Genomic DNA, 25,062 nt, shown 5'->3' on the forward strand with positions numbered 1-25,062 from the left:
GGGGGGAGGGAGGTCGGGGGAGAGGTCAGGAGGGCAGCCGGACGGCGTGCCGGCGGTGCCACGTCAGGCGCGCCCGGGTGCCGCGGTAGGCGGCGACGTCCTCGGAGGAGGTCTCCAGGTTCTGCTGGAGCGCGGTGAGCCGGCCGCCGCCGTCGAGGTCGACCAGGAAGCGGGTGGCGTCGCCGAGGTAGACGACCTCGGCGACCGTGCCGGTCACGGAGGTGTGGTCCGGCTGGTCGGCCTCGGCGGACTCCTTCAGGACGCGGATCTTCTCCGGCCGGATGTTGTAGGTGCCCGGGGTACCGACGACCCGGTGGGCCGTCTCGCCGTCGAGCAGGTTCGAGGTGCCGACGAAGGAGGCGACGAAGGGGGTCGCGGGGCGTTCGTATATCTCCGCGGGCGTGCCCACCTGGGCGATGCGGCCCCGCTCGAAGACGGCGATGCGGTCGCTCATCGTCAGGGCCTCCTCCTGGTCGTGGGTGACGAAGACGAAGGTGATGCCGACCTCCCGCTGGATCGCCTTCAGCTCCACCTGCATCTGTTCGCGCAGTTTCAGGTCGAGGGCGCCGAGGGGTTCGTCCAGCAGCAGCACCCGGGGCCGGCCGACGAGCGCGCGGGCGAGGGCGACGCGCTGGCGCTGGCCGCCGGAGAGCTGGGCCGGGCGCCGCTGGCCGTAGCCCTCCAGGCGGACCTCGGCGAGGGCCTTGCGGGCGCGGACGAGCCGTTCGGCCTTCGGGACCTTGCGGACCTTGAGGGCGTAGGCGACGTTCTGCTCGACCGTCATGTGCGGGAAGAGGGCGTAGTCCTGGAAGACCGTGTGCACGTCCCGCTCGAACGGGGCGAGGCCGGTGACCTCCTGGCCGGCGAGTTCGATCCGGCCCCGGTCCGGTGACTCGAACCCGGCGAGGAGCCGGAGGACGGTCGTCTTGCCGGAGCCGGAGGGCCCCAGCATCGAGAAGAACTCCCCGTCCCGGATCTCCAGGTCGACGCCGGCTACCGCGGTCGTCTCGCCGAACGCCTTCCACAGGTCCTGCAGCCGGATCGCAATTCCCTCCATACGGGAACCTTTCTGGCGCGCTGTACGTTGACAGCAAACATATGAAGTCATAGTTCTAAGCTCAAGGTCCCCTTAAGGTAAAGCTTGAGTCAATGCACGAGGTGGTGACCGTGATACAGCAGGAGAGCGACGGGACGGCCCGCAGGGCCGTCTTCAGTCCGGTGGACAACCGGGCCCGCGTGGACGCGGTCGTCCGCCGCCTCGGCGACGCCATAGAACTCGGCCTCCTCGCCGACGGTGAGCAGCTCCCCGGCGAGAGTGAGCTGGCCGCACGCCTCGGCGTCTCCACCGTGACCCTGCGCGAAGCGCTCATGGCCCTGCGGCAACAGGGCCTGGTCACCACCCGCCGGGGCCGCGGCGGCGGCAGCTTCGTCTCCCTCCCCGAGGTCCCCGCCGACGACCGGCTGCGGGCCCGGCTGCGCGGCTGGAGCACCGAGGAGCTGCGCGACCTGGGTGACCACTGGGCCGCCCTGTCCGGCGCCGCCGCGCGGCTCGCCGCGCAGCGCACCGAACCCGAGGACCTCCGCCAACTCCGCCGCACCACCGAGGAGTTGACGCAGGCCCGGGACGCGGCGGCACGCAGCCGGCTGTACGGCCGCTTCCACGTCGAACTCGCGGCGGCCGCCCAGTCCGCCCGGCTCACCCGCGAACAGGTCGCCCTGCAGAGCGAGATCGGCGCACTGCTGTGCCTCGTCCTGGCCGATGGCGCATATCGTGAAGAAGTTGCGGACCGTCACCGCTCCGTGATCTCCGCCGTGCAGGATGGGGCCCACGAAACGGCCGGCACGCTGGCCGAGCGGTGCGTCCGGGAGTCGACGGCGCGGCTCGTCGCCGTACGCCTCGCCCTCTGACCGCACCGCGTCCGGTTCCCGTCCGCTGGAGGACACCATGGGCGTCAGGCCCGGGCTCGCCACTCTCGGCGCGGAGCCGGAGACATGGGTGGCCACGCAGGTCGGCGGTGCGCTGGAAGCCGTCTTCGAGACCGTCGCCGCCACCCGCGCCGACACGGAGGCCCTGCTGCACCGGGTGGCCGCCCAGGGCCGGCGGCCCGCCAGCGCCGACCTCGCCGCCCTGCGCCCCGGACTGCATCTGCACCTGACCCGTGAGAAACTGGTCTCCGGCGTCGGTTTCGTCGCGGCCCCCGGCCTGCTCACCGACGTGCCCGCCTGGCTGGAGTGGTGGCAGTCGGGCGCACACGGTGACGTACGCCCGCTCCTGCTCGATCTCGACCCCGGCCGGTCGGCGTACTCCGACTACACGCACTGGGACTGGTTCGCGCTGCCCCGCGACACCGGGCGCCGGGCGGTGGCCGGACCGTACGTCGACTACCTCTGCTCCGACGAGTACAGCCTGACCCTGTCCGAACCCGTCCGGCTTCAGGGCGGGTTCGCCGGAGTGGCCGCCGCCGACGTCTACCTGCGGCACTTCGAGACGGCCGTCCTCCCGCTGCTGCGGCGGCTGTCCCGCCCCGCCCATCTCGTCAACGCCCGGGGCCGGGTCGCCGCCTCCGCCGACCCCGCCCATCTGGCCGGCTCCCTCACCAAGGGCCCGGACTTCGGTGCACTCCTCAGCGCGGCACGGCCCGGCGTGTACGGCGGCATGCGCCTGGTGCCGTGCCGGGGCGTGCCCCTCGTGCTGGTGCTCGCCTGACGCGGCGGGCGGCTCAGTCGCGCTCCGGGTCCCGGTACGGCACGCGGGTCAGCTCCTGGACCTCGCCGACCGTGCCCCACTCGTTGCCGCCCAGCCGGGACAGCGGCCGCAGCCGCCCGATGTCGGGCCGACCGTCCACCAGCACGTCCTCGCGGACCGCGGCGTGCACGACCCGGCCGAACACCACCGTCGAATCGCCCAGGCGCAGCGTCGAGTGCAGCGTGCATTCCAGGGCGACCGGGGACGCGGCCACCCGTGGCGGCCGCACCCGCAGCGACGGCTCCCGCTCGATGCCCACGGCGTCGAACTCGCCCCGGTCACGGGGGAAGTCGGTGGCCGTCGCGTTGATCTCGGCGAAGAGCGGCTCGGGTGCGAAGTTCACGACGAACTCGCCGGTGTCCTCGGCATTGCGCAGCGAGTCCTTCCGGCCCACCGACGTGAACTGGACGACCGGCGGATCGGTGCAGGCCACGGTGAAGAACGAGTGCGGGGCCAGGTTCGCCGTCTCGCCGTCCGGAGCCAGGGTCGAGACCCAGGCGATCGGCCGGGGGACGACGACGGCCGTGAGCAGACGGTAGAACGCCCCGGCGCCCATGGACTCGGGTGAGTAGTCGACGCGCATGACAGCACGCTAGGCGGTGGCGCGGACAGGCGTGCCACCCGCCCCCCGTTGATCACCGACCGGTCCGCCGCCTAGGGTGCGAGGCCAGCCGCACAAGGAGCCCGATACCCATCAGCCCCCGCCCCACCCTTCGCGCACGCACCGCACCAGCCCTCGTCCGGGGACTGGGCACCGTACCCGCCCCGGGGCTCGTCCTCGGCGGAATCCTCGGCCTGCAGGGCGGAGCCGCGCTGACGACCCGTCTCTACCCCGCCGTGGGACCGGCCGGCGTGGTGACCCTGCGGCTCGCCGTCGCCGCGCTGGTCCTCACCAGCCTGTGGCGGCCCCGGGTCCGCGGCGGCCGGGCCGGTCTGGGCATCGCGGTGGCGGCCGGAACGCTGCTCGCCGTGCACCATCTCGCGTACTACGAGGCGGTCGCCCGGCTGCCGCTGGGCGCCGCCACCACCCTGGAGTTCCTCGGCCCGTTCGCCCTCGCCCTGTGCGGCTCGCGCCGGGCTCCCGACCTGCTGTGGGCAGGCCTCGCCGCCGCGGGTGTGCTCCTGCTCAGCGGCTCCGGTACGGCCCTGGACCCCACCGGCGTCGCCTGCGCCACCCTGGCCGGTTGCTGCTGGGGCGGATACATCCTGGTCGGCAGACGGCTGGCCCTGTGCGTCCCCGACGGCGGCGGCCTCGCGCTGGCCGTCACCTGGGCAGCGCTGCTCAGCCTTCCCTGCGGCATCACCCAGGCGGGCACCCGCCTTCTGGACCCGGGCACACTCACCCTGGCCGCGGCGGTCGCCGTCCTCTCCAGCGTCGTGCCCTACACGTTCCAGCTGGAAGCCCTGCGCCGCCTCACGCCGCGCGTCTTCGGCGTGCTCACCAGCCTGGAACCGGCGATCGGTGCCCTGGTCGGCCTGCTCTTCCTCGGCCAGCACCTCGCCGCGGCCCAGTGGGCGGGAGTGGCGGCGGTGGGGCTCGCCTCGCTGGGGGCGACGCGCGGGGAGGGGCGGGAAGACGGGGCGCGAGCCACCGCCCACGCCGAGGCCGGCGCCCGGGAGGGGTAGGGCAGGCCTGATCGGCCCAGCGGTCCACCGGGACGCGATGACACCGAGGCCGCCGAGCGCGTGAGGGCCGCGGTCCGGCCGGCGGGGCACCGGCAGGCGAAAGGGGAGTGGGCCGCGCCCCGCCCCGCACCGGTGCGGGGCGCGGCCCGCACCGTCACCTTCGTCAGCGGCAGGGACGGGGTGTGTCCCGCGACCGGTCCCGCGCCGGCCTTCCCGAGCGGTGGAACACCGGCCCCTGTCGTCACCGGCCGGGCAGCGGGCGCACCGTGAGGATCTGCTGGGCCTGGCCGACCGGGCCGTGGATGTCGTGCAGGACGCTGCTGGTGAGGCCCTGGCCGGTGGGACCGAAGACGACCGTGGTGTCCAGACCGACCCAGCGGCCCTCCGGCTGCCGGTGCAGATGGATCGTCAGGTCGACGTTGGGGAACATCCACTCGGCCGGCGGACGGCGCACGGCGATGCCGTTGGCCGTGTCGACGAGGGCGACATAGGACGCGAGAGGGCTGCTCGGCTCGCCGCCGACGAGGTCGAGATCCGTGGCGAGCCAGGCCGTGGCGCGGCCCGGCTCCGGGGTGCCGACCGGCCGTATGTCGACGGACGCGCAGTGGCCGCCGGGCCAGACGGAGGTCAGGGACCGGCCGGCCAGACCGTCCGGCCGGGGCAGGCGGGCGTCGGTGCCACCGGCCACCGCGCCGGTGTCCGCCTCGGTGAGCAGCCAGGCCCGGGCCCGCACCACCGGCCGGTCCGCGATGTGTACGACCGCTTCGAGGAGTTCGATGGTGCGGCCGGGCCGGATCGACTCCACCCGGATCTCGCACTCGGCCAGGGCGAGGCGGCCCAGGATGTCGAAGCTGACCCGCGACAGGACCAGTCCGCTCGGCGGGCGCTCGGCACGGTACTGGTCGATCGCGTGGACCACGAGGCCGGCCAGCGGGCTGAAGTGCTGTTCGTCCGGGTCCCACGCGCCGCTCGCGTGCGGGGTGGGCTTGTAGCGATGCCGGTCGCTGCGCTCGAAGTAGCTGGCGGTCAACGCGTGCCTCTCCTCACCGGTGTCCTCACGCCCAGGGCGTCGAGCAGGTCGTTGCACGGTACATCCTTGATGGCGTGCGGGTCACCGGTTCCCTCGGCCCTCTCCGTGCCTCGCCCGCCGGGCCGGCTCGGCGACCCGGACGCCGTCCCCGTGGGTGGCGGCGCCCGGGCGGGGCGGGCGGATCAGGCCGCGAAGCGCTCCGCGAGCTGCTTGGCCTTCGTGGCGGCCTCCTCCAGGGCGCGGTCGCGGGAGGCCTCGTACAGCGGGACCAGCTCGGCCATCGCCGGGTTCTGCGGGGCCATGGTCAGCTCCGGGACGATGAAGTCGACGTCCAGGCCGAGAGCGTCGCCGAGGACGGCCGCGAGGTAGTTCTGCACGTACTCGTACCCCTCGCGCGGGGTGCCCGGCGCGTACGAGCCGCCCCGGCTGGCCACCACGGTCACCGGGGTGCCCTTGGCGGACGGGGCCTCGCCCGCGGTACGGCCGATGAGGATGACGTTGTCCAGCCACGCCTTCAGGGTCGAGGGGATCGAGAAGTTGTACATCGGGGCGCCGATCAGCACCGCGTCCGCCTGTTCCAGCTCCTCGATCAGCCGGACACGCTCGGCGAAGGCCGCGGCCTGCCCGGGTGTGTGCGTCGCGGGGTCGGCGAAGCCGGCGGTGTGCGCGTCGGCGGTGATGTGCGGGACGGGCTGGGCCGACAGATCGCGGTAGACGACCGTGCCGTCGGGGTGCTGCTCCTGCCAGTGCGCGCGGAAGGCCGCCGCCACGGCGCGCGAGGCGGAGGCCTCGGCCGGGGACACGGACGAGTCGATGTGCAGCAGGGTGGCCATGGTGACTCCGAAAAAGGGATGAAGAGGATGTACGGGGTGGGGTAGCCCGCCGTCTGACGGAGGGGCTGAACTTTCGTGCAGAACTATCTCTAGCACAGTGACTTACTTTTTTTCACCCCCCTACGGCAGGGTAGTACCCTGTGCGCATGGCGGCGGACATGACCCACGACAGCGCGGCGTGCAAGCGGGTGGACGATGGCATCACCCGTGTCTTCCAGCTGCTCGGAAAACGCTGGAGCGGCCCCATCGTGGCCGTCCTGGTGGAACAGCCCGCACACTTCGCCGACCTGCGCCGGGCCGTCCCCGGCATCAGCGAGCGCATGCTGTCCGACCGGCTCGCGGAACTGGGCGCGGCCGGACTCGTACTCCGCGAGGTCGACGCCGGTCCGCCGCTGCGGGTGTCCTACCGCCTGACCGAGGCGGGGGCCGCCCTGGAGCCCGCGCTGCGGGAACTGGCCGAGTGGGCGAAGTCCCACCTCCCGGACGCGCCCACGTGCCCCGGCGTGACGCGCTGACGCCGGCCGAACCCCGCGCCACGACGTCTCCGCAGCGGCCCGGGTGACGGTACGGGGGCTGTCCCCCCTCCCGGCCCACCGGACTGCCGGATGGTGCGGGTCAGGGCGCGTCGGCGACGGTGGTCCTTCCCGCACCGACGTCGGAAGGACATGCTCGTGCGCACCCTCACGGCCACCGCCGCCACCCTGCTCCTCGCCGCCGGAGCCTTACCGGCCGCGGCCGCCGCACGACCGGGGCCGCCCGGCACCGACGGGGTGTGGCGCATGGACGGCTACGGCACCGTCCTCGTCCTCGGCGGCGGAGTGCTGCAGGAGTACCAGACGACATCCGTCAGCTGCCTCAAGGGAGACACGTCCCCGCAGACCGGCCCCGGTACCTACGCGGCCCCGGACGGGTCCGCGCTCACCGTACGGACCGTGCACGACCTCGACCACGCGCTGCTCGCCGCGGACAGCTCGGTCGGCCACCGGAAGCTGCGCCGCCTGAGCGCCCTGCCCGCCCGCTGCACCCGCCCGGCCGCCACCGACCCGCGCACCGCCTTCGACATCTTCTGGCACACCTTCGAGGAGAACTACCCCTTCTTCGCCCGGAAGGGCGTCGACTGGCACGCCGTCCGCGACCGGTACCGGCCGCTGGTGCACAAGGACACCACCAAGGACGAGCTCTTCGGCATCCTCGGCCGGACGGTGCGTCCGCTGTACGACGCCCACGTCACGGTGAGGGACGGCAACCGCATCTTCGGCCGGGTCCGCCCCGGCACGGAGAACCCGGGCCCCGAACTGGACGCCAAGGTCAAGAAGTTCATCGTGGCCCGCGACCTCAAGGACGTTCCGTACCGCCAGGACTTCGCCGCAGGCCGGATCACCTACGCCGACCTGCCCGGCGGCGCCGGCTATCTGCGCATCTCCGGCTTCGGCGGATACGCCGGCGAGAACGCGCCGTTCACCGCCGAACAGGCCGAACTCGACCGGGCGTTGGACACCGTGCTCACCCCGGGCCGCATCGCACGGCTCAAGGGGCTCGTCATCGACCTGCGGATCAACGGCGGCGGCTCCGACCGCCTCGGCATCCGCATCGCCCGGCGGCTGACCGACACGCCGTACACCGCGTACACGAAGCGGGCCCGCAACGACCCGGCCGACCCCACCCGGCACACCCGCCCCGAACCCGTGCCCGTCGTCCCGGCCGACGCGCCCCGCTACACCGGCCCGGTCGCCGTCCTCACCGGCGGCTCGACGGTCAGCGCGGGCGAGACCTTCACCCAGGCCCTCATGGACCGGCCCGGGCGGACCGTGCGGATCGGGCAGCCCACCCAGGGCGTCTTCTCGGACGTGATGGTGCGGTCCCTGCCCGACGGACTGCTCTTCGGCCTGCCGAACGAGGAGTTCCTCACCCGCACCGGCCGCACCTTCGACGGCACGGGCATCCCGCCGCAGCTGACCGAACCGGTCTTCACCAAGGAGGAGTTCGCCAAGAACCGTGACTCGGCCTTCGACCGGGCCGTCGACCTCCTGGGGCGCTGAGCCGGCTCAGTCCACCGGCCAGGTGTGGGCCGGGGCGTTGAGGTGCATGTAGTCGATGTACAGCTGGGTCATCCGGCGCAGCGCCTCGTGCCGGCCGGCGTGCTCGGTGGCGTCGAGGTGGTGGAACATCTCCTTCTGCCACACGGCGCCGTTGCGCGCCGTCACACAGCGCTGCTCGATGATGCCGAGCAGCGGCTCCCGCCAGGCGTCGTCCATGCCGGACAGCTCCAGGCCCCGGTGGGCCAGCGGCAGCAGCCGCCGCAGGACCAGTTCCGGCACGGGCACCTCGCCCATCCCGGGCCAGTACAGCAGGGCGTCGATGCCGTACCGGGCGGCGGTGTGCAGATTGTCCTCGGCGGCCGCGAACGACATCCGCGACCACACCGGCCGGTCCTCCTCCACCAGCGCGCGGGTGAGCCCGTAGTAGAAGGCGCCGTTGGCGAGGGTGTCGGCGACGGTCGGTCCGGCGGGCAGCACCCGGTTCTCCACCCGGATGTGCGGGAGGTCGTGCGAGACGGCGTACACCGGGCGGTTCCAGCGGTAGATGGTGCCGTTGTGCAGGGTCAGCTCGCCCAGCTCGGGGACGTCTCCGCGGTCCAGCGTCTCCACCGGGTCCTGCTCGTCGCACAGCGGGAGGAGCGCCGGGAAGTAGCGCAGATTCTCCTCGAAGAGGTCGAAGACGCTGTTGATCCACCGCTCCCCGAACCACACCCGGGGCCGTACGCCCTGCACCTTGATCTCCTCCGGCCGGGTGTCCGTGGCCTGTTCGAACAGCGGGATACGCGTCTCGTGCCACAGCTCCTTGCCGAACAGGAACGGCGAGTTCGCCGCCAGGGCGACCTGTACCCCGGCGATGGCCTGTGCCGCGTTCCAGTAGCCGGCGAACTCCTCGGGCGACACCTGGAGATGGAACTGCGTGCTCGTGCACGCGGCCTCCGGGGTGATGGTGTCCGCGTAGGTGCGCAGCCGGTCCACGCCGTCCACCTCGATGCGCAGGTCCTCGCCCCGGGCCGCGAAGATCTGGTCGTTGAGCAACTGGTAGCGCGGGTTCTCCGACAGGGTCTCCTCGCCGATGTCCTCGTGGCGCAGGGTGGGCAGGATCCCGATGATGATCAGCCGGGTGCCGATCGACCGGGCCCGCTCGTCGGCGTGGTTCAGGGCGGCGCGGATCTCCGACTCCCACGCGTCGGGACCGCCCGCCGTCAGCCGCCGGGGCGGGACGTTGATCTCCAGGTTGAACCGGCCCAGCTCGGTGGACCAGGCCGGGTCGGAGATCACCTTCAGCGCATCGGTGTTGCGCATCGCGGGCTCGGCCTCGTCGTCGACCAGGTTCAGTTCTATCTCCAGGCCGACCTGCGGCCGCTCCGACTCGAACCGTGACTCGCGCAGCATCTGCGCCAGCGCGTCGAGGCACTCGTGCATCTTGATCCGGTACCGGCGGCGGTCCTCGCGGGTGAAGACGAGCGCCGGGACGTCACGTCCCATCGGCCCTCCAGGAATGCCCTCGTCGCAGACCTCTCCACCCAGAGTCGCACCATCACGCGAGCCTCACCAAGCGCGGCCCGACTGTCCGTACGCTCCCCGCCTTCACACCGATGAGAGGCTTCCGCCTTCCTGTGCCCGTGCCGACCGGTTGTCCGGGGGAGGTGGCTCTGCGCAGCGGAGATTGCGAAGATGAGCCCATGACCCCCTCGCACGGCGCTCGCCGGCCCACGATCGCCGACGTCGCCGCGGCGGCGTCGGTGTCGCGGACCACGGTGTCCCACGCCCTCAACGGCATCGGCAAGGTCGACCCGCGGACCCGTGAACGCATCAGGAAGATCGCCGCCGAGCTGGGATACCGCCCCAACCTGCGCGCCCAGCGGCTGCGCCGGGGCCAGGCCAAGGCCATCGCGCTGGCGTCCTCGATGCCGTTCGCGGTCGCCGGGGGCCCCTCGCGGCTCGGCTTCTACATGGAGGTGGCCGCCGCCGCGGCCGAGCGGGCCCTCGTCCACGGCTACGCCCTGGTGCTGATCCCGCCCGTGCAGTCCGAATCAGCGCTGTACTCCGTCGACATCGACGGTGCGATCGTCGTCGAGCCCGAGGCGGAGGACGCGGCCGCGGCCCAACTGTGCGAGCGCGGACTGCCGTACGTCGCCCTGGGCCGGCCCACCGCGCCCGGCGACGACGCCCCCTACGTGGACCTGCACGGTGGCAAGGTCGTCGAACTGCTCCTGGACCACCTGCGCGACCAGGGCGCCCGCAGCCCGGCACTCGTCGTCGGCGCCGGCACCCGCCACTCCTCGGTGGACGCCCGCGCGGCCTACGAACGGACCGCCGCCGCACACGGCTGGCCGCCGATCGTCGCCACCGCCCCGGAGGACGGCGGCGAACAGGCGGGGTACGACCGGTGCGCCGCGCTGCTCGCGGAACACCCGGGCATCGACGCGCTGTGCGTGCTGGTCGACGCCTTCGCCGTCGGGGCCGTACGGGCCCTGCGGGAGGCGGGACGCCGGGTCCCCGACGACGTCATGGTCGTCACCCGCTACGACGGGCTGCGCGCCCGCACCTGTGAACCGCCGCTCACCGCGGTCGACCTGCGGCTGGACCGGGCCGCCGCGGACGCGGTGGAACTGCTGCTCGCCCGGCTGGGAACGCGACCGGCCACCGGCACGGCCGGACCCGACGCACCCGCCGCCGAGCCCCGGCTCGTGCCGCGCGCCTCCTCGCTGCGCCGCCCGCCACCCGCCGGGCACGTCTGACGGGCCCACCCGGCACGGCGGGGGCCGGCCGGCTCACGTCCCTGCGGGCTCCTGCGGCGAGCGCGGGCGGCAGCAGGAGCGCCCGGCCCATGTCCGCCGGACGTCCGTGCCCGGTGTGCGGGGGCTGGCCGGTTCACGTCGCCGTCATCAGTGCTATTCCGGACACGAGGGCGAAGACGAGGACGAAGGCGCGCATCCGGCGGGCGTCGACTCGGTGGTGCACGAGGCGGCTCAGCCAGGCTCCCGCGGCGAGCGCGGGCAGCAGCAGGAGCGCCCAGCCCATGTCCGCCGGACGTCCGCGGCCGGTGACGAACAGCAGGAGGAGCGAGGCGACTTCGCCCACCAGGAAGCAGGCGGCGACCGTCGCCCGCAGCTCGCCCGGCGGCCGGTGCTGGTAGACGAGGGCCAGGGGCGGGCCGCCCACGCCGGTCGCGGTCTCGGTCAGTCCGGTGACGACACCGGCGCCCACATAGGCCCCGCGCCCGGGCACGAACGACGGCACGACGAGGCTCACCACCGCCGCCAGTACCGTCGCCGCGCCGACGACGGCTCCGAGGGCGCCCGCCGGAATCGCCCACAGCAGCGCCAGCCCCGCCGGTGTCGCCGTCAGCCGTGCCGCGGTGATCCACCGGGCGCCGCGCAGGTCGAGGCTGTGCCGCTCGCGCCAGACGACGTACAGGTTCAGCGGGATCATCGCGGTCAGCACGAACACGGGCAGCAGTGCCGGATCGAGCAGGCCGGCGACCGGCGCGACGATCAGTGCGAACCCGAGGCCGCTGGTGCCCTGCACGAACGCGGCGGCGGCCACGGTCAACGCGAGCACCGCCAGCGTGCCGGCGCTCACCGCCGGCCACCGGGACAGGGCAGGGCGGGGGAAGGGGCAGCGGGCCCGGCGGGAGGCGGCGCGGGGAGGACCGAGCCGTGCGGGGGCGGGACCGCGGGCGTGGTGCGCGGGGACGCGGAGGCGTCCGGCGTCGCCGCACGTTGCCGTGCCGTCACCGATGTCGGATGGGCCCGTGTCACCCCGGCCCGCCGTACCACACGGGGGCCCAGCTCGGCGGCCCGCCGGACCAGCGCCGGTCCGTCCCAGTCCGGGGGCCAGCCGTGCCACAGGCGCAGCCGCCCGGCGACGAACACGGCGGTGAGCTGGTCCCGGTTGCCGCGCCGGACCAGCTCCCACGGCAGGTCCCAGGACGGCTGCATCTCCGGCCCCGTGACGTCCACCAGGAGGAAGTCGGCGGCGGCGCCCGGCACCACCCGTCCCGTGCGCCGGCCGAGTCCGACCGCGTCCGCGCCGCCCGCCGTGGCCCGCTCCCACCAGGTCCAGCCGGCGCCGCAGGACGAGTCGCCGCTGGCCAGGCCGTAGGTGAGCCGCTGCGCGAACTCCGCCGCGTCCGCCAGCCGGAAGCCGTCCCCGCGCGTCCCGTCGGTGCCGAGCCCGAACCGGATGCCACGCTCGGCGAAGGCGGTCGCGGGAGCGACGGCGTTGCCCTTCCACGCGCTGGCGACCGGGTTGTAGCTCACCGCCGCTCCGCTGTCGGCGAGCAGCGTGACCTCGGCCGGGGTGAGCAGCGTGGCGTGCGCGGCCAGCAACTGCGGGCCCAGCGCTCCCACATGGTGCAGATACTCCAGTGGCCGCAGCCCGTGCCGGACCAGGGAGCGCTCGACGGCGACCAGGTGTTCGTTGACATGGATCTGTACGACCGCGCCCGCCTCGGCGGCGAGCCGCGCCGTCGCGGCCAGCGTGGGCGCGGTCGCGGCCTCCGGCACGGACACGGCGAGCGAGGGGTGGACCAGGCCGTCGGCGCCGTAGCGCGCGAGGTGCCGCTCGGCGGCGCTGAGCACGGGCCGGGGGTCCGCGTCGTCGCCGGTGCCGTCCGCGGCGTCGTTGCAGACGAGCCCCAGCACACAGCGGATGCCCGCGTCGCGTGCGGCCGAGGCCACCACGTCCACGTCCACCGTGGCCCGGGTCCCCGCCTCGGCGACCGTCGTGAAACCGCCCCGCAGGGACTCCAGCGCGGCCAGTTTCGCGGCGACGTACGCCGACTCCTCGTCCAGGGCGCGCTCCAGCGGCACCCACACCCGGCGGAAGATCTCCGACGGCTCCCCGAAGGCGAGGGCGCCGCCGAAGCTCTGCGTCAGATGGTGGTGGGCGTCGACGAAGCCCGGCATCAGCACCTGTCCGGGCAGCCGGACGGGGGTCAGTGACGGGTGCGTACGGACGATCCGCTCGACCGGGCCGACGTCGCGGAACACGCCGTCCCGCACGACCACCGCGTGCAGCCCCAGAGGGCCGTCGGGGGTCAGCGTCACATCGGGGACCAGCAGCAGCGCGTCACGGCGGAGCCGGTCGGGGGTCAGGTCGGTCATGCTGCTCCGTTGTTCGAGAGGGGGGAAGCGCGGAAGGTCAGACACGAGCGGCCGGACCGGGCGCGTCGGCCGGCACGGCGCCGGCGGTGTCCGCGGTGTGCCGCGCCGGATGATGGAAGACGACGTTGAGGACGGCGGCGACGAGGGCGCCCACGGCGACCCCGCTCTCCAGCAGGATCCGCACGCCCGAGGGGAAGCCGGAGTACACACCGGGGACCAGGATCGGCAGCAGCCCCAGCGCGAGCGCCACCGCACAGGTCACCGTGGCCGTGTGGTCCTGGAGCCGCGCCCGGCCCAGCATCTGCACGCCGAGGACGGTGATCACCGCGAAGACGACCATCGCGGCGCCTCCGACCACCGCCGGCGGCATCACGCTGACCGCCCGCGCCACGGGGGTCACCAAGCCGAGGACGACGAGGACGACGCCCGCGGCGGCCGTGACGTAGCGGCTGCGTACGCCGGTGACCCGGACGATGCCGATGTTCTCGCCGCTGGTCACCATCAACGGCAGCCCGAAGCAGCCGCCGAGCAGCGAGGTCAGGGCGTCCCCGCGGACGGTACGCGGCACATCGGTCCGTACGTCGATGTCCTTGCCGACCGCCTCCGCGTTGATGACGGTCTGCCCGGTCGCCTCCGCCATCGACGCAAGGGTGTACAGCAGCAGCGGCAGCGCGGCGAGCAGGTCGAAGACGGGGGCGCCGAACGGAAACGGCCTGGGCAGGCCCACCAGGCGGCCCGACAGGGCGGAGCCCGGGTGGACCTGGCCGAGGGCGAAGGCGAGGGCCGTGCCGGCCGCGAGGCCGAGCAGCACGGCGAGTTGCCGCAGCACCCCGCGCAGCAGCCGGGTGAAGACGACGATCAGCGCGATGGTGGCGAAGGCCAGCCCGAGGTGGGCCGGATCGGCGAAGCCCGGCGTGCCGGGCTGCCCGGTGACCAGCAGCGCGCCGACCTTCACCAGGTTGACCCCGACGATCACGATCATCGTGCCGATGACCAGGGGCGGGAAGAACCTCAGCAGGCGCGAGAACAGCGGCAGCACCAGGAAGGTGAAGGCGGCGGTGAGCAGCACCGCGCCGGTCGCCGTACGCAGCCCGTGCTGCTGCGCGATCGACAGGAACAGGATCAGTGGCGCACCGCCCGGCAGCATCACGAACGGCAGCCGTGGCCCGAACTTCCAGGGGCCGAGGGACTGCACGAGCGAGCCGATCCCGGACAGCAGCAGGGCCGCCGAGAGCAGATCCACGGTGGTGCCCGGGCTGAGCCGGAGGGTGGCGCTCATCAGGAAGATCGCGGAGATCGGCGTCGCCGCCATGACGAGGACGTGCTGCAGGCCGAAGAGCAGGATCCGCCCACGGGGACGGGACTCGTCCACGGGGTGCGCGGCACCGGCTCCGTCCGCGGGTACGGCGGCGGGGTCGCCGGGAGGTACGGGAGTGGGGTCGACGGGATGTACGGGACTGGACACGCGCGGGCTCCGTTCGCTCGCTCGGTTCAGGCCTCGACGATCCGGCCGTGGACGGCGGCCAAATCGATTTGGCCAAATCGATTTGGCCGTCAGTATGGAGCCGCCGACGGGGGGTCGGTCAAGGGGCTGGACCCGGGTGCCCGCTTCCGGCTCAGGCGTTCTTCCGGGCCACGCCGCCGCAGAAGCCGATCTCGTCGGAGCGGGGCGGGGGAGTGGTGTCCGGGCGCCAGAACGGGACCTGGGCCAGGCCCGGCTCGACCAGCTCGAAGCCGTCGAAGAACCGCTCGATCTCGGCGCGCGGGCGCAGGTTCAGGGTGGCGGTCGCCTTGTTGTAGACGGCCTGGGCGGCGGTGCGGTCGGCGAAGTCGCCCGTGGCGTGCGAGAGCACCAGGCAGCTGCCGGCCGGCAGCGCGTCGCGCAGGGCGGCCACGATCTCGCCGGGACGCTCCGCGTCCGTGAGGAAGTGCAGGACGGCCACGAGGAGCACGGCGACCGGCCGCTCGAAGTCGATCACCTCGCGGACGTGGGGGTGCTCCAGTACGGACCGCGGGTCGCGGAGGTCGCCGAGGACGATGCTGGTCGTACCGGAGCGGCTGAGCAGCGCGTTGCCGTGTGCGGCCACGATCGGGTCGTTGTCGACATAGGCGACGCGTACGTCCGGGGCCACCTCCTGGGCGACCTCGTGCACGTTCGGCGAGGTGGGCAGTCCGGTGCCGATGTCCAGGATCTGCCGCACCCCGCTGCCGACGGCGTAGCGGACGGCGCGGTGCAGGAAGGCGCGGTTCGCCCGCACGCCGATGCGTGCCTCGGGTGCGGCGGCGGCCAGCTCTTCACCGGCCCGCTGGTCCACCTCGTAGTTGTCCTTGCCGCCCAGGAGGTAGTCGTAGATCCGCGCGGGGTGCGGCTTGCTGGTGTCGATGTGCACGGCCTGGACGCCGTCCTGTGTCACGCTGTGCTCCTCTCGGCGACCGTCACGGCCTCGGCTCCGCGAACGGCTGGCCAAAGCTTCCCATATCAACTACCGGCCGCGCGCCCGTAGTTCCCGGGGTCGTGGTCGCCCGGTGAGGGAGCGGTGGTCGCCCGGACGCCGCCCGCAGGTGGCCGCGGGGCACGGCGGCAGCGGGGGCGTCACCCGGGCGGCCCGGCTCCGGTGGCCCGCGGGCGGCCGGCGTCGGAGGGTGGGCAACGAGATCGGTGAGTCGAAGCTTCGTCGGACCGGTCGTCGAGTCGTCCCTCCGTGTCCGTGACGAGGCGGGTCGACGCTTTCCGGGGCGGGGAACGGTGAATCCATGCGCTCAGGTCGTTCCCCGCCCTTCCGTCCTCCCCGCCCGGCAGGTGCTTGCGCTCGGAAACCGATCGGTTTACCGTGGCCAGGAAACCGATCGGTTTCCCCTGTGGAGGTACGGACATGACTTCGATCAAGGACTCGGTCGCGCTGGTCACCGGCGGCAGCCGGGGCCTGGGCAAGGCGCTGGTCGAGGAGCTGTACGCGCGCGGAGCCGCCAAGGTGTACGCCACGGCGCGCGACCCGCACACCGTGACCCACCCCGATGCCGAACCGCTCGCCCTGGAGGTCACCGACCCCTCGTCGGTCGAGGCCGCGGCGGCACGGGCCCGGGACGTCACGATCCTGGTCAACAACGCGGGCGTCTCGCTCGGCGCGAGGTCCTTCCTCGACGCCCCCCTCGACGACGTACGCCGCGAATTCGAGATCAACTTCTACGGACCGCTGTTGGTCACCCGGTCCTTCGTCCCGGTCCTCGAGCGCAACGGCGGCGGACACCTCCTCAACGTCCACTCCGTGCTCTCCTGGCTCGGCGTCGCCGGCTCCTACAGCGCCACCAAGGCCGCCCTGTGGTCCCAGACCAACTCCCTGCGCCTGGAACTGCGTTCACGTGGCATCGCCGTCACCGGGCTGCACGTCGGCTACATCGACACCGACATGGCCTCGGGCATCGACGCACCCAAGTCCGCTCCGGGCGCCGTCGCCGCACTGGCGCTGGACGGTGTGGAGGCCGGGGCGTACGAGGTGCTGGCCGACGACCTCACCCGGAGCGTGAAGGCGGGGCTGTCCCAAGACCTGGCGGCCCTCTATCCGCAGCTCGCCGACTAGCGAAACCTCACCGGGCTCGGAAATCCCTCGGTCACGGCACCTCGTCGACCGCGGAACCTCATCGGTCGCAGCCGTCACGAGCACCGGCGTTTCGGTCACCTGCCACCGTCGCGGAGGCCTTGGGCCACGGTGACCGCGCGTAAGACGCCCCGGATTCACGGGGCTCCTCTTCGTCCGGAATCGCGTGCGTTCGATTCGCCCGCGCCCTCGTTGGGCCTGGCACCGCCGAACCACCCAGGTGCGGTGCCGACCCGACGGAGGGATGCACGTGACCGTGACCGACGCCTCGACAGAAGACGCCCCGCCGCCCCCTCCACCGCCGGCCGCGATCAACTACGAGGGCAAGTTCGGCAAGAACCCCCTGGAAGAGGCCAGTTTCCGGGGGATGTGCGGGCGTCTGCCGTCCGTGCTGCGCCACACCGCGGGCATGGCCTGGTCCGTCGACCGGACCGGGGTCGTCCTCCTCCTCGGCTGCCAGCTCCTCACCGGCCTCGCGGCTGCCGTGGTCCTCGGCTGCACCGCACAGGCCATGCGGCACATCCTCGGCACGGGCCCTGTGTCCGAACGGCTGCACGGGGCCCTGCCCGCCCTCGTGGTCGTCACCGCCGCGGCGGCGGCCGGCCGGATCAGCCGGGCCCTGGCGTCCTACGCCGACGGGCGGATCACCCCGCGGCTGGTGACCGAGGCCGACGTGGCCCTCGTCTCCGCCGTCTGCCGGGTGGAAGCCGCGGCCCAGGGCGAGGACGGGTTCGCCGACCGGCAGGAGGCCGCCGAGGTCGGCGTGACCCGCACCACCACGATGGTCAAGGACGCGCAGCAGTTCCTGGCCTCGCTCATCCGCATGACCGCCGCCGGCGCGGTCATCACCGCGCTGCACTGGCTGATGCTCCCCCTGTTGCTGCTGGCCGTCCTGCCCGCGGGCCTCGGGGCCGTGCTGTCCGCCCGTGTCGACTACGAGACGCACTACGCCAACGTCGGCGACCGCAACGTACGCGGCATGATGCGCTGGTGGGCCACCTTCTCGCGGCACGGCGACGAGGTCCGCGCCAACGGCATGACCGACTACCTCGTCCACTGGTACCGCGCGCTGTCCGAGCGGATCGACCGGCGCACCCTGACCGCCGCGCCCCGCATGCTCCGGATCGTCCTCGCGACCTCCGCCCTCGGCGGCGCGTTCCTGCTCATCACCTGGGCCGCGCTCGCGTGGCTCGCGATGACCGGGCGGGTCGCCCTGCCCGTCGCCGCGACAGCGGTGGTCGCCGTGCAGACCACGCTCGCCGCGCTCTCCCAGTTCGTCCAGTACGGCGCCGCGCTGTTCCACACCTCCCTCTATCTCGCCGACATGCGCTCCTTCCTCGACATGGCCGCCGCACGGGCCCCGAAACGCGGGGAGTCGACGATCCCGGAACAGGTCGAGGAGATCCTGCTGGAGGAGGTCGTCCACCAGTACCCCGGCAAGGACGAGCCCGCCGTGGACGGTGTCTCCCTCACGCTGCGGCGCGGTGAGATCCTCGCGATCGTCGGTGAGAACGGCTCCGGCAAGTCCACGCTGACCAAGCTCATCACCGGCATCCTGCTCGCGGACAAGGGCCGCGTCCTGTGGGACGGCGTCGACATCGCACGCGCCCGGCCCGACTCCGTCTGGGGCCGGACCGCGCTGGTCCCGCAGAACTTCGCCTGCTGGCCGTTGCGCGTCAGGGAGAACATCACGCTCGGCCAGCCGCGCACCCATGACGACGGGCCGGTGTGGGACGCCGTCGACGCGGTCGGCATGCGGGAGGCGGTCGAGCGGCTTCCGCACGGGCTCGACACCCTGCTCGCACGCGAGATCTTCGGCGGCGCCGAGCTGTCCGGCGGACAGTGGCAGCGCCTGGCCTGCGGCCGCGCGCTGTACCGCCGTACCCCGCTGCTCATCCTGGACGAGCCGACGTCCCAGATGGACCCGCGTGGCGAGCACCAGATCTTCCTGGAGATCAAGCGCATCGCCGCGCGGCGCATCACCATCGTGGTCACCCACCAGCTGGAGAACACCCGCCTCGCCGACCGGATCGTCGTCCTGCGGAACGGCCGTGTCATCGAGCAGGGCGGGTACGACGACCTCGTCCACGCCGGCGGCCTCTTCGCCGAACTCGTCGCCCTGGCCAAGGACCGGTGACGCGGCAGGCCAGCTCGGGGGCGGGGCCGCACGGCGCGGGCATGGCCCGAACCTGCGGAAGCGTGGCCCGGACCGTCGCGGCGGCGGCCGGGCCCGCGCCGATACGATCATGATCACGTTGACGGAGCAGTCCCGTCCGGTCCCGCCCCGGGGCTGTGGCGCGCCCGGCGGGACCACACCGACGAGGGGAAACGCACCATGGAGTACGTCAAGCTCGGCACGAGCGGCCTGGAGGTCTCCCGGCTGGCGCTGGGCTGCATGAGCTACGGCGTTCCCGACCGGGGGCCGCACCCGTGGACCCTGGACGAGGACGCCGCCCGCCCGCTCATCCGCCAGGCCCTGGACGCGGGCATCACGTTCTTCGACACGGCCAACAGCTATTCGGCCGGCACCAGCGAGGAGATCGTCGGCAGGGCACTCGGGGAGATGGCCCGGCGCGAGGACGTCGTGATCGCCACCAAGGTCTACTTCGCGGTGGAGAACGGCGCGGCCCGCAGCGACCGCCCCAACCGTTCGGGGCTGTCCCGCAAGGCGATCATGACCGAGATCGACCACAGCCTGCGCCGGCTCGGCACGGACCACGTCGACCTCTACCAGATCCACCGCTTCGACCCGCACACGCCGGTCGAGGAGACCATGGAGGCGCTGCACGACGTGGTCAGGGCGGGCAAGGCGCGCTACATCGGGGCGAGTTCGATGTACGCCTGGCAGTTCGCCAAGCTGCAGCACACCGCCGAGCGGCACGGCTGGACGAAGTTCGTGTCCATGCAGAACCACTACAACCTCCTCTACCGCGAGGAGGAGCGCGAGATGCTGCCGCTCTGCGCCGACCAGGGCGTCGGCGTGATCCCGTGGAGCCCGCTCGCCCGCGGCCGGCTCACCCGCGACTGGGACGCCGCAAGCGTCCGCAGCGAGACGGACGCCTACGGCCGGACCCTGTACCAGCCGGAGGACAAGCGGATCGTCGACGCCGTCGCCGCGATCGCCGCGCGCCGTGGCGTCCCGCGCGCCCAGGTGGCCCTGGCCTGGGTCGCCGCCCGCCCCGGGGTGACCGCACCCATCGTCGGTGCCACCAAGGCCCATCACATCCCGGACGCGCTCGCCGCGCTCGACCTGCGGCTCACCGACGACGAGGTCCGGGAACTGGAGGAGCCGTACACGCCCAGGGGGATCAGCGGTCACTGAGGCCGGCCGCACGGCATGCCCCAGCCGGTTCGGCGCCCGTCGTCCCCTGGACAGGCGGGCGCCGGGCTACCTAGAGTTCCTGTCCAGGAATGGAAAATCAGTCCAAGTGTCCGGCGGGCAGGTCCGTTGGACGCTGGGCAGGAAGAGGAGACCGCCATGGCCGCCGCCGCTTCAGGCGTAACGTTCGACGACGTCCGTGCGGCCGCCGCACGCATCGAAGGCGTCGCCCACCGCACCCCCGTCCTCACCTCGCGCACCCTGAACGCCCTCGTCGGCGCCGAGGTGTTCATCAAGTGCGAGAACTTCCAGCGCGCGGGTGCCTTCAAGTTCCGTGGTGCCTACAACGCGGCCGCCCAGCTCTCCCCGGAACAGCTGGCCAAGGGCATCGCCGCCTACTCCTCCGGCAACCACGCCCAGGCCACCGCCCTGGCCGCCCGCGAACTCGGCACCACCGCCGTCATCCTGATGCCCGAGGACGCCCCGCGCTCCAAGCGCGAGGCGACCGCCGGATACGGCGCCGAGATCGTCACCTACGACCGCTACACCGAGGACCGGACAGCGCTCGGTACGGCGCTGGCCGAGGACCGCGGCCTGGCCCTCATCCCTCCTTACGACCATCCCCATGTCATCGCCGGACAGGGCACCGCGACGCTCGAACTCCTCGACGAGACCGGCCCGCTGGACGCCCTGGTCGTACCCGTCGGGGGCGGCGGCCTGATCGCCGGAAGCGCGACCGCCGCCAAGGCCCTGCACCCCGGCATCCGGGTCGTCGGCGTGGAGCCGGAAGCGGGGGACGACACCAGGCGCTCCCTGGAGAGCGGATCCCGTGTCACCCTGCCCGTTCCCCGCACCATCGCCGACGGACAGGCCCTGCCCACGCCCGGCGAGATCACCTTCGAGATCAACCGGCATGTCGTCGACGCCATCTCCCTGGTCAGCGACGCGGACATCGTGCACGCCATGCGTTTCGCCTTCGAACGCCTGAAGATCGTCCTGGAGCCCAGCGGTGCCACCGGCCTGGCCGCACTCCTGGCGGGCCGCGTCGACGACCTCCCGCCCCGCATCGGCGTCATCGCCTCCGGCGGCAATGTCGACACCCGCCGGTTCACCGAACTCGTGGGCGGATGAAGGGTGTTGCGGCGCGGTGCGATCCGTGCCGCGCGACGGCCGGGCCCTGCGCGCGGTTCTCGGCCCGGGGCCGCCGCCCCGGACCGCGCCGGTGACCGGTCGGCGTCCGCCGGCCGACGTCACGGGCGTCAAGGGGGCGGCGATCGCCCGGGATCCACGGTGCCGGACGCCGTCCGGGAAGCGGCGGACCCCGGGGGCTCCGGTTCCCCGGTGTGGCCTGACGCCTCGCCCGCCGACCGGGTCACCGGAACCCGACATCACCGACGCGAACGCCACATTTCCCCCTATCGCGCCGCAATTTGTGTCTTATTACAGCCATGCACACACCTTCGCGGCGTACTCTGCTCCGTGCCCCGCTCGCTGCCGCAGGCGCGGGACTCCTGCCCGTCCGGCCCGACGTCGTTCCCCGCTCCCCCCACAGTCCCGAGAGGGCCGTGCGCGGCGAATCCGTCCTCGGCCCGTCGGGCACCGGTCAATATGTCGACCCCTCGGGTCCGGAGGTCCTGGCCGCCGAGCGGAGACGCCGTCCCGGCCCCGTGCGCAGCCTCGCCTTCACGGCCCGCCCGACCACACTGGACCTGGGCGGCCGCACCGTCCGGAGCTGGGCCTACGACGACACCCTGCCCGGTCCGGTGGTGCGCGTCACCGCGGGTGACGTCCTGAGCCTCACCCTCGCCAACCGGCTGCCGGCCGCCACCACGCTGCACGCGCACGGAGTTCGGCTGCGCTGTGACATGGACGGCGTCCCGGACGTCACGCAGAACCCCATCCGTCCGGGGGCCGACTTCACCTACCGCTTCACGGTCTCCCACCCGGGCACCTACCTCCTGCACTCCCATGTCGGAGTCCAGCCCGACCGGGCGCTGTACGCCCCGCTCATCGTCGACGACCCCAGAGAACCCCTCTCCTACGACAAGGAATGGGTCGTCGTCCTCGACGACTGGCTCGACGGCGTCGACGGCTCCACTCCGGACCGGGTGCTCGACCAGCTCCAGCCCGGCGCGGGTATGTCCATGGGGCGAGGAGGCAGGGCCATGGGACCCGCCCGCGGTGGCCTGCCGGCCGGTCCCTCCCGGGTTCTGCGCACCTCGTACAGCCGCATGCTCGACAGCCCCGGGGGCAGCGTGGCCTATCCGTACTACCTCGTCAACGGCCGGCTGTCCGCGGATCCGGCGGTGTTCCGGTGCCGCCCGGGGGACCGCGTCCGGCTGCGCATCATCAACGCGGGCTCCGAGACCGCCTTCCGGGTGGCACTGGGCGGCCACACCATGACCGTCACGCACACCGACGGCTATCCCGTGGAACACGAGGAGACCGACGCCCTCCTCATCGGCATGGCCGAGCGGTACGACGTCCTCGTCACCGCCGAGGACGGCGTCTTCCCCCTGGTCGCACGCGCCGAGGGCAAGCCGGGCCAGGCCCTCGCCGTGCTGCGCACCGACGGGGGGAGGAGCATTCCGGGCCGCGACGTCCGCCCGGACGAGCTGGACGGGAGGGTCGTACCCGCACGTCGGCTCGTACCCGACGAGTCCGTTGCGCTGGACGACCGCGACCCCGACCGAGAACTGCGCATCAGGCTCACCGGCGGGATGCGGAGGTTCGACTGGGGCTTCGACCACCAACCCTACGACCCCCGCAGGCGCCACCCGGTGCGCGCCGGCGAACGGGTACGGCTCACCCTCATCAACGCCACCGACATGTGGCACCCGTTGCACCTGCACGGTCACACCTTCGCCGTCACCGGCCTCGACGGGGTGGGCACGCGCAAGGACACCGCGCTGGTGCTGCCCCACCGCAAGCTCGTCGTCGACTTCGACGCCGACAACCCGGGCCTGTGGATGCTCCACTGCCACAACCAGTACCACTCGGAGAGCGGCATGATGACCATCCTGGGATACCTCAAGTGACCGGCTGATCCGGAAGACCGCTGGTCCGCCGTCGGGCACGGCCCGGTTCCCCTGCCCGGCGGCGCGCCGTCAGAAGTGGGTGCCGCCGTCGACGCGGACCTCGGTGCCGGTGATGAACCTCCCGTCCCGCGAGGCGAGCATGGCGACGACCGACGCCACCGCCTCGGGGGCGGCGAAGCCCTGCCCGAGGGCCGGGGACAGCTTGGCGAAGAGGGACATGTCGGCGTCCTCGGGCAGTCCCGGCCCGGCGCTCTGCCCGCTGGCGCCACTGCCGTCGGTCATCCCGGAGGAGATGGAGCCGGGCTGGACGGCGGTGAACCGGATGCCCTGCTTGGCGTACTCGGCGGCCAGGGCGTGCGTCATCGACTGGATGCCGCCCTTGCTGGCCGCGTACGCGGCCATGTAGGGGTGCGCGAACTCGGCCGAGGTGGAGCTGAAGTTGACGACCGCCGCGTCGCGGCCCGCCCGCAGCGCCGGTATGCACGCGCGGATCACGAGAAAGGTACCCACGAGGTTGACCTGCAGGACGCGGGTGAACTCCTGGAGGCTCGTCTCGTGGGTGTGCGAGGAGCGCAGGATCCCGGCCGCGTTGACCAGCACGTCCAGTCCGCCGAGCGCGGCGCCCGCGGCGGCGACGCCCTCGCGCACCGAGGTCTCGTCGGCGACGTCCACGACGACCGTGGTGAGGCGGTCCGCGTGCGCGCCGGCCTTGCCGGCCGTGTCCTTCAGCCCCCGTTCGCTCACATCAGCGGCCACCACGGTGCCGCCCTCGGCGAGCAGGCGCAGCGCGGTGGCCTGGCCGATGCCCGAGCCCGCCCCGGTGATCAGCGCGCGGCGGCCTTCGTAGCGGTTCATGTGGTCTCCTGCCCGCCCCGCCGGTGTGCGGCGGGGCCTTCCGTGACGCCGGATCGCTTGACTGCCGACGTTCTCGGCGCTTCACGTTACGCCGGAGTGGCACATTTTGCCATCCAGGCAGTGCATGCCACTCTCCGGTGTGGGGCCGTACCCTTCTGGGGTGAGCACCAAGCCGCCCTCCTCCTTGAACGAGCGCCGCAAGGCCGCCACCCAGCTCGAGATCGCGCACGCGGCGGCAGAGCTGTTCGCCACTCAGGGACCGCACGCGACCACGGCCGAGGAGATCGCCCGGCACGCGGGCGTCGCGCTGCGGACCTTCTACCGCTACTTCCGCTCGAAGCAGGACGCGGTGAGCCCGCTGCTCGCCGACGGCGCCGACCGGTGGCGGGCCCTGCTGGAGGCGGCGGAGCCGGGCGCGGACGTGTCCCGGGCGCTGGAGACGGCGGTGGAGCAGTCCCTGGCGGCACCGGACGCGCAGGCCGCCCGGGCGCTGCTGCGGACCCGCGGGCTGCTGCGGGCGGCGGAGGGCGATCCGGCGCTGCGCGCGGTGTGGTACCGCGTCAACCAGGAGTCGGAGGAACGGCTCGTCCCGGTCGTCGCCCGGCTCGCGGACGGACGTCTCCAGACGGTGCAGGTACGCCTCGTCGCCGCGGCGGCCACGGATGCGATCCGGATCGCGCTGGAGACCTGGGCCGCCACGGAGGCCGGGGTCACCGGTGAGGCCTCACCGGCCGCGCTGGCGGTCGACTGTCTGCGTCAACTGGTCGGCGGGATGAGCGCGTTGACGCCGGACAGCGCCGGGGACGGTTAGCCGGCGGGCGCCTGCCTGTCCGCCGGGCAGAGGCCGGCTGCGCCCCCGGTGCGGGGGC

At 73.2% G+C, this 25,062-nt stretch carries 22 protein-coding genes; 12 read left to right on the top strand and 10 right to left on the bottom strand.

The window, feature by feature from the left end; genetic code table 11:
* Positions 1-25: 25 nt before the first annotated feature.
* Positions 26-1,057, bottom strand: a complete 1,032-nt coding sequence (locus tag IE244_RS18110) for an ABC transporter ATP-binding protein (protein WP_191874553.1) — start codon at positions 1,055-1,057, stop codon at positions 26-28.
* 92 nt (positions 1,058-1,149) lie between these two features.
* On the opposite strand from IE244_RS18110, the gene IE244_RS18115 reads away from it, so the two are divergent.
* Together IE244_RS18115 and IE244_RS18120 are read left to right on the top strand one after the other, a co-directional pair.
* Positions 1,150-1,908 (top strand): FadR/GntR family transcriptional regulator, encoded by a 759-nt coding sequence (locus tag IE244_RS18115; protein WP_229854183.1) that lies wholly within the window; start codon positions 1,150-1,152, stop codon positions 1,906-1,908.
* Positions 1,909-1,945: 37 nt separating this feature from the next.
* Complete coding sequence (locus tag IE244_RS18120; protein ID WP_191874554.1) at positions 1,946-2,707, top strand: cache domain-containing protein; 762 nt, start codon at positions 1,946-1,948, stop codon at positions 2,705-2,707.
* Positions 2,708-2,720: 13 nt separating this feature from the next.
* Here the strand turns inward: IE244_RS18120 and IE244_RS18125 are convergent, their stop codons facing one another.
* On the bottom strand, positions 2,721-3,329 hold the full coding sequence (locus IE244_RS18125) for a flavin reductase family protein (RefSeq protein WP_191874555.1): 609 nt from the start codon (positions 3,327-3,329) through the stop codon (positions 2,721-2,723).
* 269 nt (positions 3,330-3,598) lie between these two features.
* Here IE244_RS18125 and IE244_RS18130 point away from each other — a divergent pair, with 269 nt between their 5' ends.
* A complete protein-coding gene (locus tag IE244_RS18130; protein WP_308436270.1) occupies positions 3,599-4,372 on the top strand; it encodes an EamA family transporter in 774 nt (257 codons plus the stop codon).
* A gap of 241 nt (positions 4,373-4,613) precedes the next feature.
* On the opposite strand, the gene IE244_RS18135 is transcribed toward IE244_RS18130, so the two are convergent.
* The gene (locus IE244_RS18135; RefSeq protein ID WP_191874556.1) at positions 4,614-5,402 is read right to left on the bottom strand and encodes a thioesterase family protein; all 789 of its coding nucleotides are present in this window, start codon (positions 5,400-5,402) and stop codon (positions 4,614-4,616) included.
* Positions 5,403-5,584: 182 nt separating this feature from the next.
* A complete protein-coding gene (locus IE244_RS18140) occupies positions 5,585-6,235 on the bottom strand; it encodes an FMN-dependent NADH-azoreductase (protein ID WP_191874557.1) in 651 nt (216 codons plus the stop codon).
* Between the two features lie 146 nt (positions 6,236-6,381).
* Here IE244_RS18140 and IE244_RS18145 point away from each other — a divergent pair, with 146 nt between their 5' ends.
* Together IE244_RS18145 and IE244_RS18150 are read left to right on the top strand one after the other, a co-directional pair.
* On the top strand, positions 6,382-6,750 hold the full coding sequence (locus IE244_RS18145; RefSeq protein WP_191874558.1) for a winged helix-turn-helix transcriptional regulator: 369 nt from the start codon (positions 6,382-6,384) through the stop codon (positions 6,748-6,750).
* Between the two features lie 156 nt (positions 6,751-6,906).
* A complete protein-coding gene (locus tag IE244_RS18150) occupies positions 6,907-8,274 on the top strand; it encodes a S41 family peptidase (protein WP_191874559.1) in 1,368 nt (455 codons plus the stop codon).
* Between the two features lie 6 nt (positions 8,275-8,280).
* On the opposite strand, the gene IE244_RS18155 is transcribed toward IE244_RS18150, so the two are convergent.
* Positions 8,281-9,759 carry a glutamate-cysteine ligase family protein gene (locus IE244_RS18155; RefSeq protein WP_191874560.1) on the bottom strand — a complete coding sequence of 493 codons (1,479 nt, stop codon included), beginning with the start codon at positions 9,757-9,759 and terminating at the stop codon, positions 8,281-8,283.
* A gap of 197 nt (positions 9,760-9,956) precedes the next feature.
* Here IE244_RS18155 and IE244_RS18160 point away from each other — a divergent pair, with 197 nt between their 5' ends.
* Complete coding sequence (locus IE244_RS18160) at positions 9,957-11,015, top strand: substrate-binding domain-containing protein (RefSeq protein WP_191874561.1); 1,059 nt, start codon at positions 9,957-9,959, stop codon at positions 11,013-11,015.
* Between the two features lie 133 nt (positions 11,016-11,148).
* Here IE244_RS18160 and IE244_RS18165 read toward each other — a convergent pair whose 3' ends face one another.
* The 4 genes from IE244_RS18165 to IE244_RS18180 form a co-directional block, all read right to left on the bottom strand.
* On the bottom strand, positions 11,149-11,859 hold the full coding sequence (locus tag IE244_RS18165) for a sulfite exporter TauE/SafE family protein (RefSeq protein WP_191874562.1): 711 nt from the start codon (positions 11,857-11,859) through the stop codon (positions 11,149-11,151).
* Complete coding sequence (locus tag IE244_RS18170; RefSeq protein WP_191874563.1) at positions 11,856-13,385, bottom strand: amidohydrolase family protein; 1,530 nt, start codon at positions 13,383-13,385, stop codon at positions 11,856-11,858. The genes IE244_RS18165 and IE244_RS18170 overlap by 4 nt, the downstream gene beginning before the upstream one ends.
* A 37-nt stretch (positions 13,386-13,422) precedes the next feature.
* Positions 13,423-14,850, bottom strand: coding sequence for a uracil-xanthine permease family protein (locus IE244_RS18175; protein ID WP_229854184.1), 1,428 nt, complete (start codon positions 14,848-14,850; stop codon positions 13,423-13,425).
* Between the two features lie 151 nt (positions 14,851-15,001).
* Positions 15,002-15,799 carry an SAM-dependent methyltransferase gene (locus tag IE244_RS18180; protein WP_191874564.1) on the bottom strand — a complete coding sequence of 266 codons (798 nt, stop codon included), beginning with the start codon at positions 15,797-15,799 and terminating at the stop codon, positions 15,002-15,004.
* A 459-nt stretch (positions 15,800-16,258) separates the two neighbouring features.
* Here IE244_RS18180 and IE244_RS18185 point away from each other — a divergent pair, with 459 nt between their 5' ends.
* From IE244_RS18185 to IE244_RS18205, 5 genes are all read left to right on the top strand, one after another.
* A complete protein-coding gene (locus tag IE244_RS18185) occupies positions 16,259-16,963 on the top strand; it encodes an SDR family oxidoreductase (RefSeq protein WP_191874565.1) in 705 nt (234 codons plus the stop codon).
* A 262-nt stretch (positions 16,964-17,225) separates the two neighbouring features.
* Positions 17,226-19,118 carry an ATP-binding cassette domain-containing protein gene (locus tag IE244_RS18190; RefSeq protein ID WP_191874566.1) on the top strand — a complete coding sequence of 631 codons (1,893 nt, stop codon included), beginning with the start codon at positions 17,226-17,228 and terminating at the stop codon, positions 19,116-19,118.
* Positions 19,119-19,316: 198 nt separating this feature from the next.
* Positions 19,317-20,303, top strand: a complete 987-nt coding sequence (locus IE244_RS18195) for an aldo/keto reductase (RefSeq protein ID WP_191874567.1) — start codon at positions 19,317-19,319, stop codon at positions 20,301-20,303.
* Positions 20,304-20,459: 156 nt separating this feature from the next.
* Positions 20,460-21,431: a threo-3-hydroxy-L-aspartate ammonia-lyase gene (locus IE244_RS18200; RefSeq protein WP_191874568.1), complete on the top strand. Its 972-nt coding sequence runs from the start codon at positions 20,460-20,462 to the stop codon at positions 21,429-21,431.
* Positions 21,432-21,748: 317 nt separating this feature from the next.
* Positions 21,749-23,338: a multicopper oxidase family protein gene (locus tag IE244_RS18205; protein WP_191874569.1), complete on the top strand. Its 1,590-nt coding sequence runs from the start codon at positions 21,749-21,751 to the stop codon at positions 23,336-23,338.
* Between the two features lie 69 nt (positions 23,339-23,407).
* Here the strand turns inward: IE244_RS18205 and IE244_RS18210 are convergent, their stop codons facing one another.
* The gene (locus tag IE244_RS18210) at positions 23,408-24,193 is read right to left on the bottom strand and encodes an SDR family NAD(P)-dependent oxidoreductase (protein WP_191874570.1); all 786 of its coding nucleotides are present in this window, start codon (positions 24,191-24,193) and stop codon (positions 23,408-23,410) included.
* 160 nt (positions 24,194-24,353) lie between these two features.
* Here IE244_RS18210 and IE244_RS18215 point away from each other — a divergent pair, with 160 nt between their 5' ends.
* Positions 24,354-25,004 carry a TetR/AcrR family transcriptional regulator gene (locus tag IE244_RS18215; RefSeq protein WP_191874571.1) on the top strand — a complete coding sequence of 217 codons (651 nt, stop codon included), beginning with the start codon at positions 24,354-24,356 and terminating at the stop codon, positions 25,002-25,004.
* Positions 25,005-25,062 lie beyond the last annotated feature (58 nt).

Origin of the sequence: Streptomyces filipinensis (genome assembly GCF_014649495.1) — a bacterium.
Classification (GTDB): Bacteria; Actinomycetota; Actinomycetes; order Streptomycetales; family Streptomycetaceae; genus Streptomyces; species Streptomyces filipinensis.

Coding starts and splice junctions, on each gene's coding strand:
- IE244_RS18110 (WP_191874553.1), bottom strand. CDS start 1,057: ATGGAGGGAATTGCGATCCGGCTGCAGGACCTGTGGAAGGCGTTCGGC.
- IE244_RS18115 (WP_229854183.1), top strand. CDS start 1,150: ATGCACGAGGTGGTGACCGTGATACAGCAGGAGAGCGACGGGACGGCC.
- IE244_RS18120 (WP_191874554.1), top strand. CDS start 1,946: ATGGGCGTCAGGCCCGGGCTCGCCACTCTCGGCGCGGAGCCGGAGACA.
- IE244_RS18125 (WP_191874555.1), bottom strand. CDS start 3,329: ATGCGCGTCGACTACTCACCCGAGTCCATGGGCGCCGGGGCGTTCTAC.
- IE244_RS18140 (WP_191874557.1), bottom strand. CDS start 6,235: ATGGCCACCCTGCTGCACATCGACTCGTCCGTGTCCCCGGCCGAGGCC.
- IE244_RS18145 (WP_191874558.1), top strand. CDS start 6,382: ATGGCGGCGGACATGACCCACGACAGCGCGGCGTGCAAGCGGGTGGAC.
- IE244_RS18155 (WP_191874560.1), bottom strand. CDS start 9,759: ATGGGACGTGACGTCCCGGCGCTCGTCTTCACCCGCGAGGACCGCCGC.
- IE244_RS18160 (WP_191874561.1), top strand. CDS start 9,957: ATGACCCCCTCGCACGGCGCTCGCCGGCCCACGATCGCCGACGTCGCC.
- IE244_RS18170 (WP_191874563.1), bottom strand. CDS start 13,385: ATGACCGACCTGACCCCCGACCGGCTCCGCCGTGACGCGCTGCTGCTG.
- IE244_RS18185 (WP_191874565.1), top strand. CDS start 16,259: ATGACTTCGATCAAGGACTCGGTCGCGCTGGTCACCGGCGGCAGCCGG.
- IE244_RS18190 (WP_191874566.1), top strand. CDS start 17,226: ATGCACGTGACCGTGACCGACGCCTCGACAGAAGACGCCCCGCCGCCC.
- IE244_RS18195 (WP_191874567.1), top strand. CDS start 19,317: ATGGAGTACGTCAAGCTCGGCACGAGCGGCCTGGAGGTCTCCCGGCTG.
- IE244_RS18200 (WP_191874568.1), top strand. CDS start 20,460: ATGGCCGCCGCCGCTTCAGGCGTAACGTTCGACGACGTCCGTGCGGCC.
- IE244_RS18205 (WP_191874569.1), top strand. CDS start 21,749: ATGCACACACCTTCGCGGCGTACTCTGCTCCGTGCCCCGCTCGCTGCC.
- IE244_RS18210 (WP_191874570.1), bottom strand. CDS start 24,193: ATGAACCGCTACGAAGGCCGCCGCGCGCTGATCACCGGGGCGGGCTCG.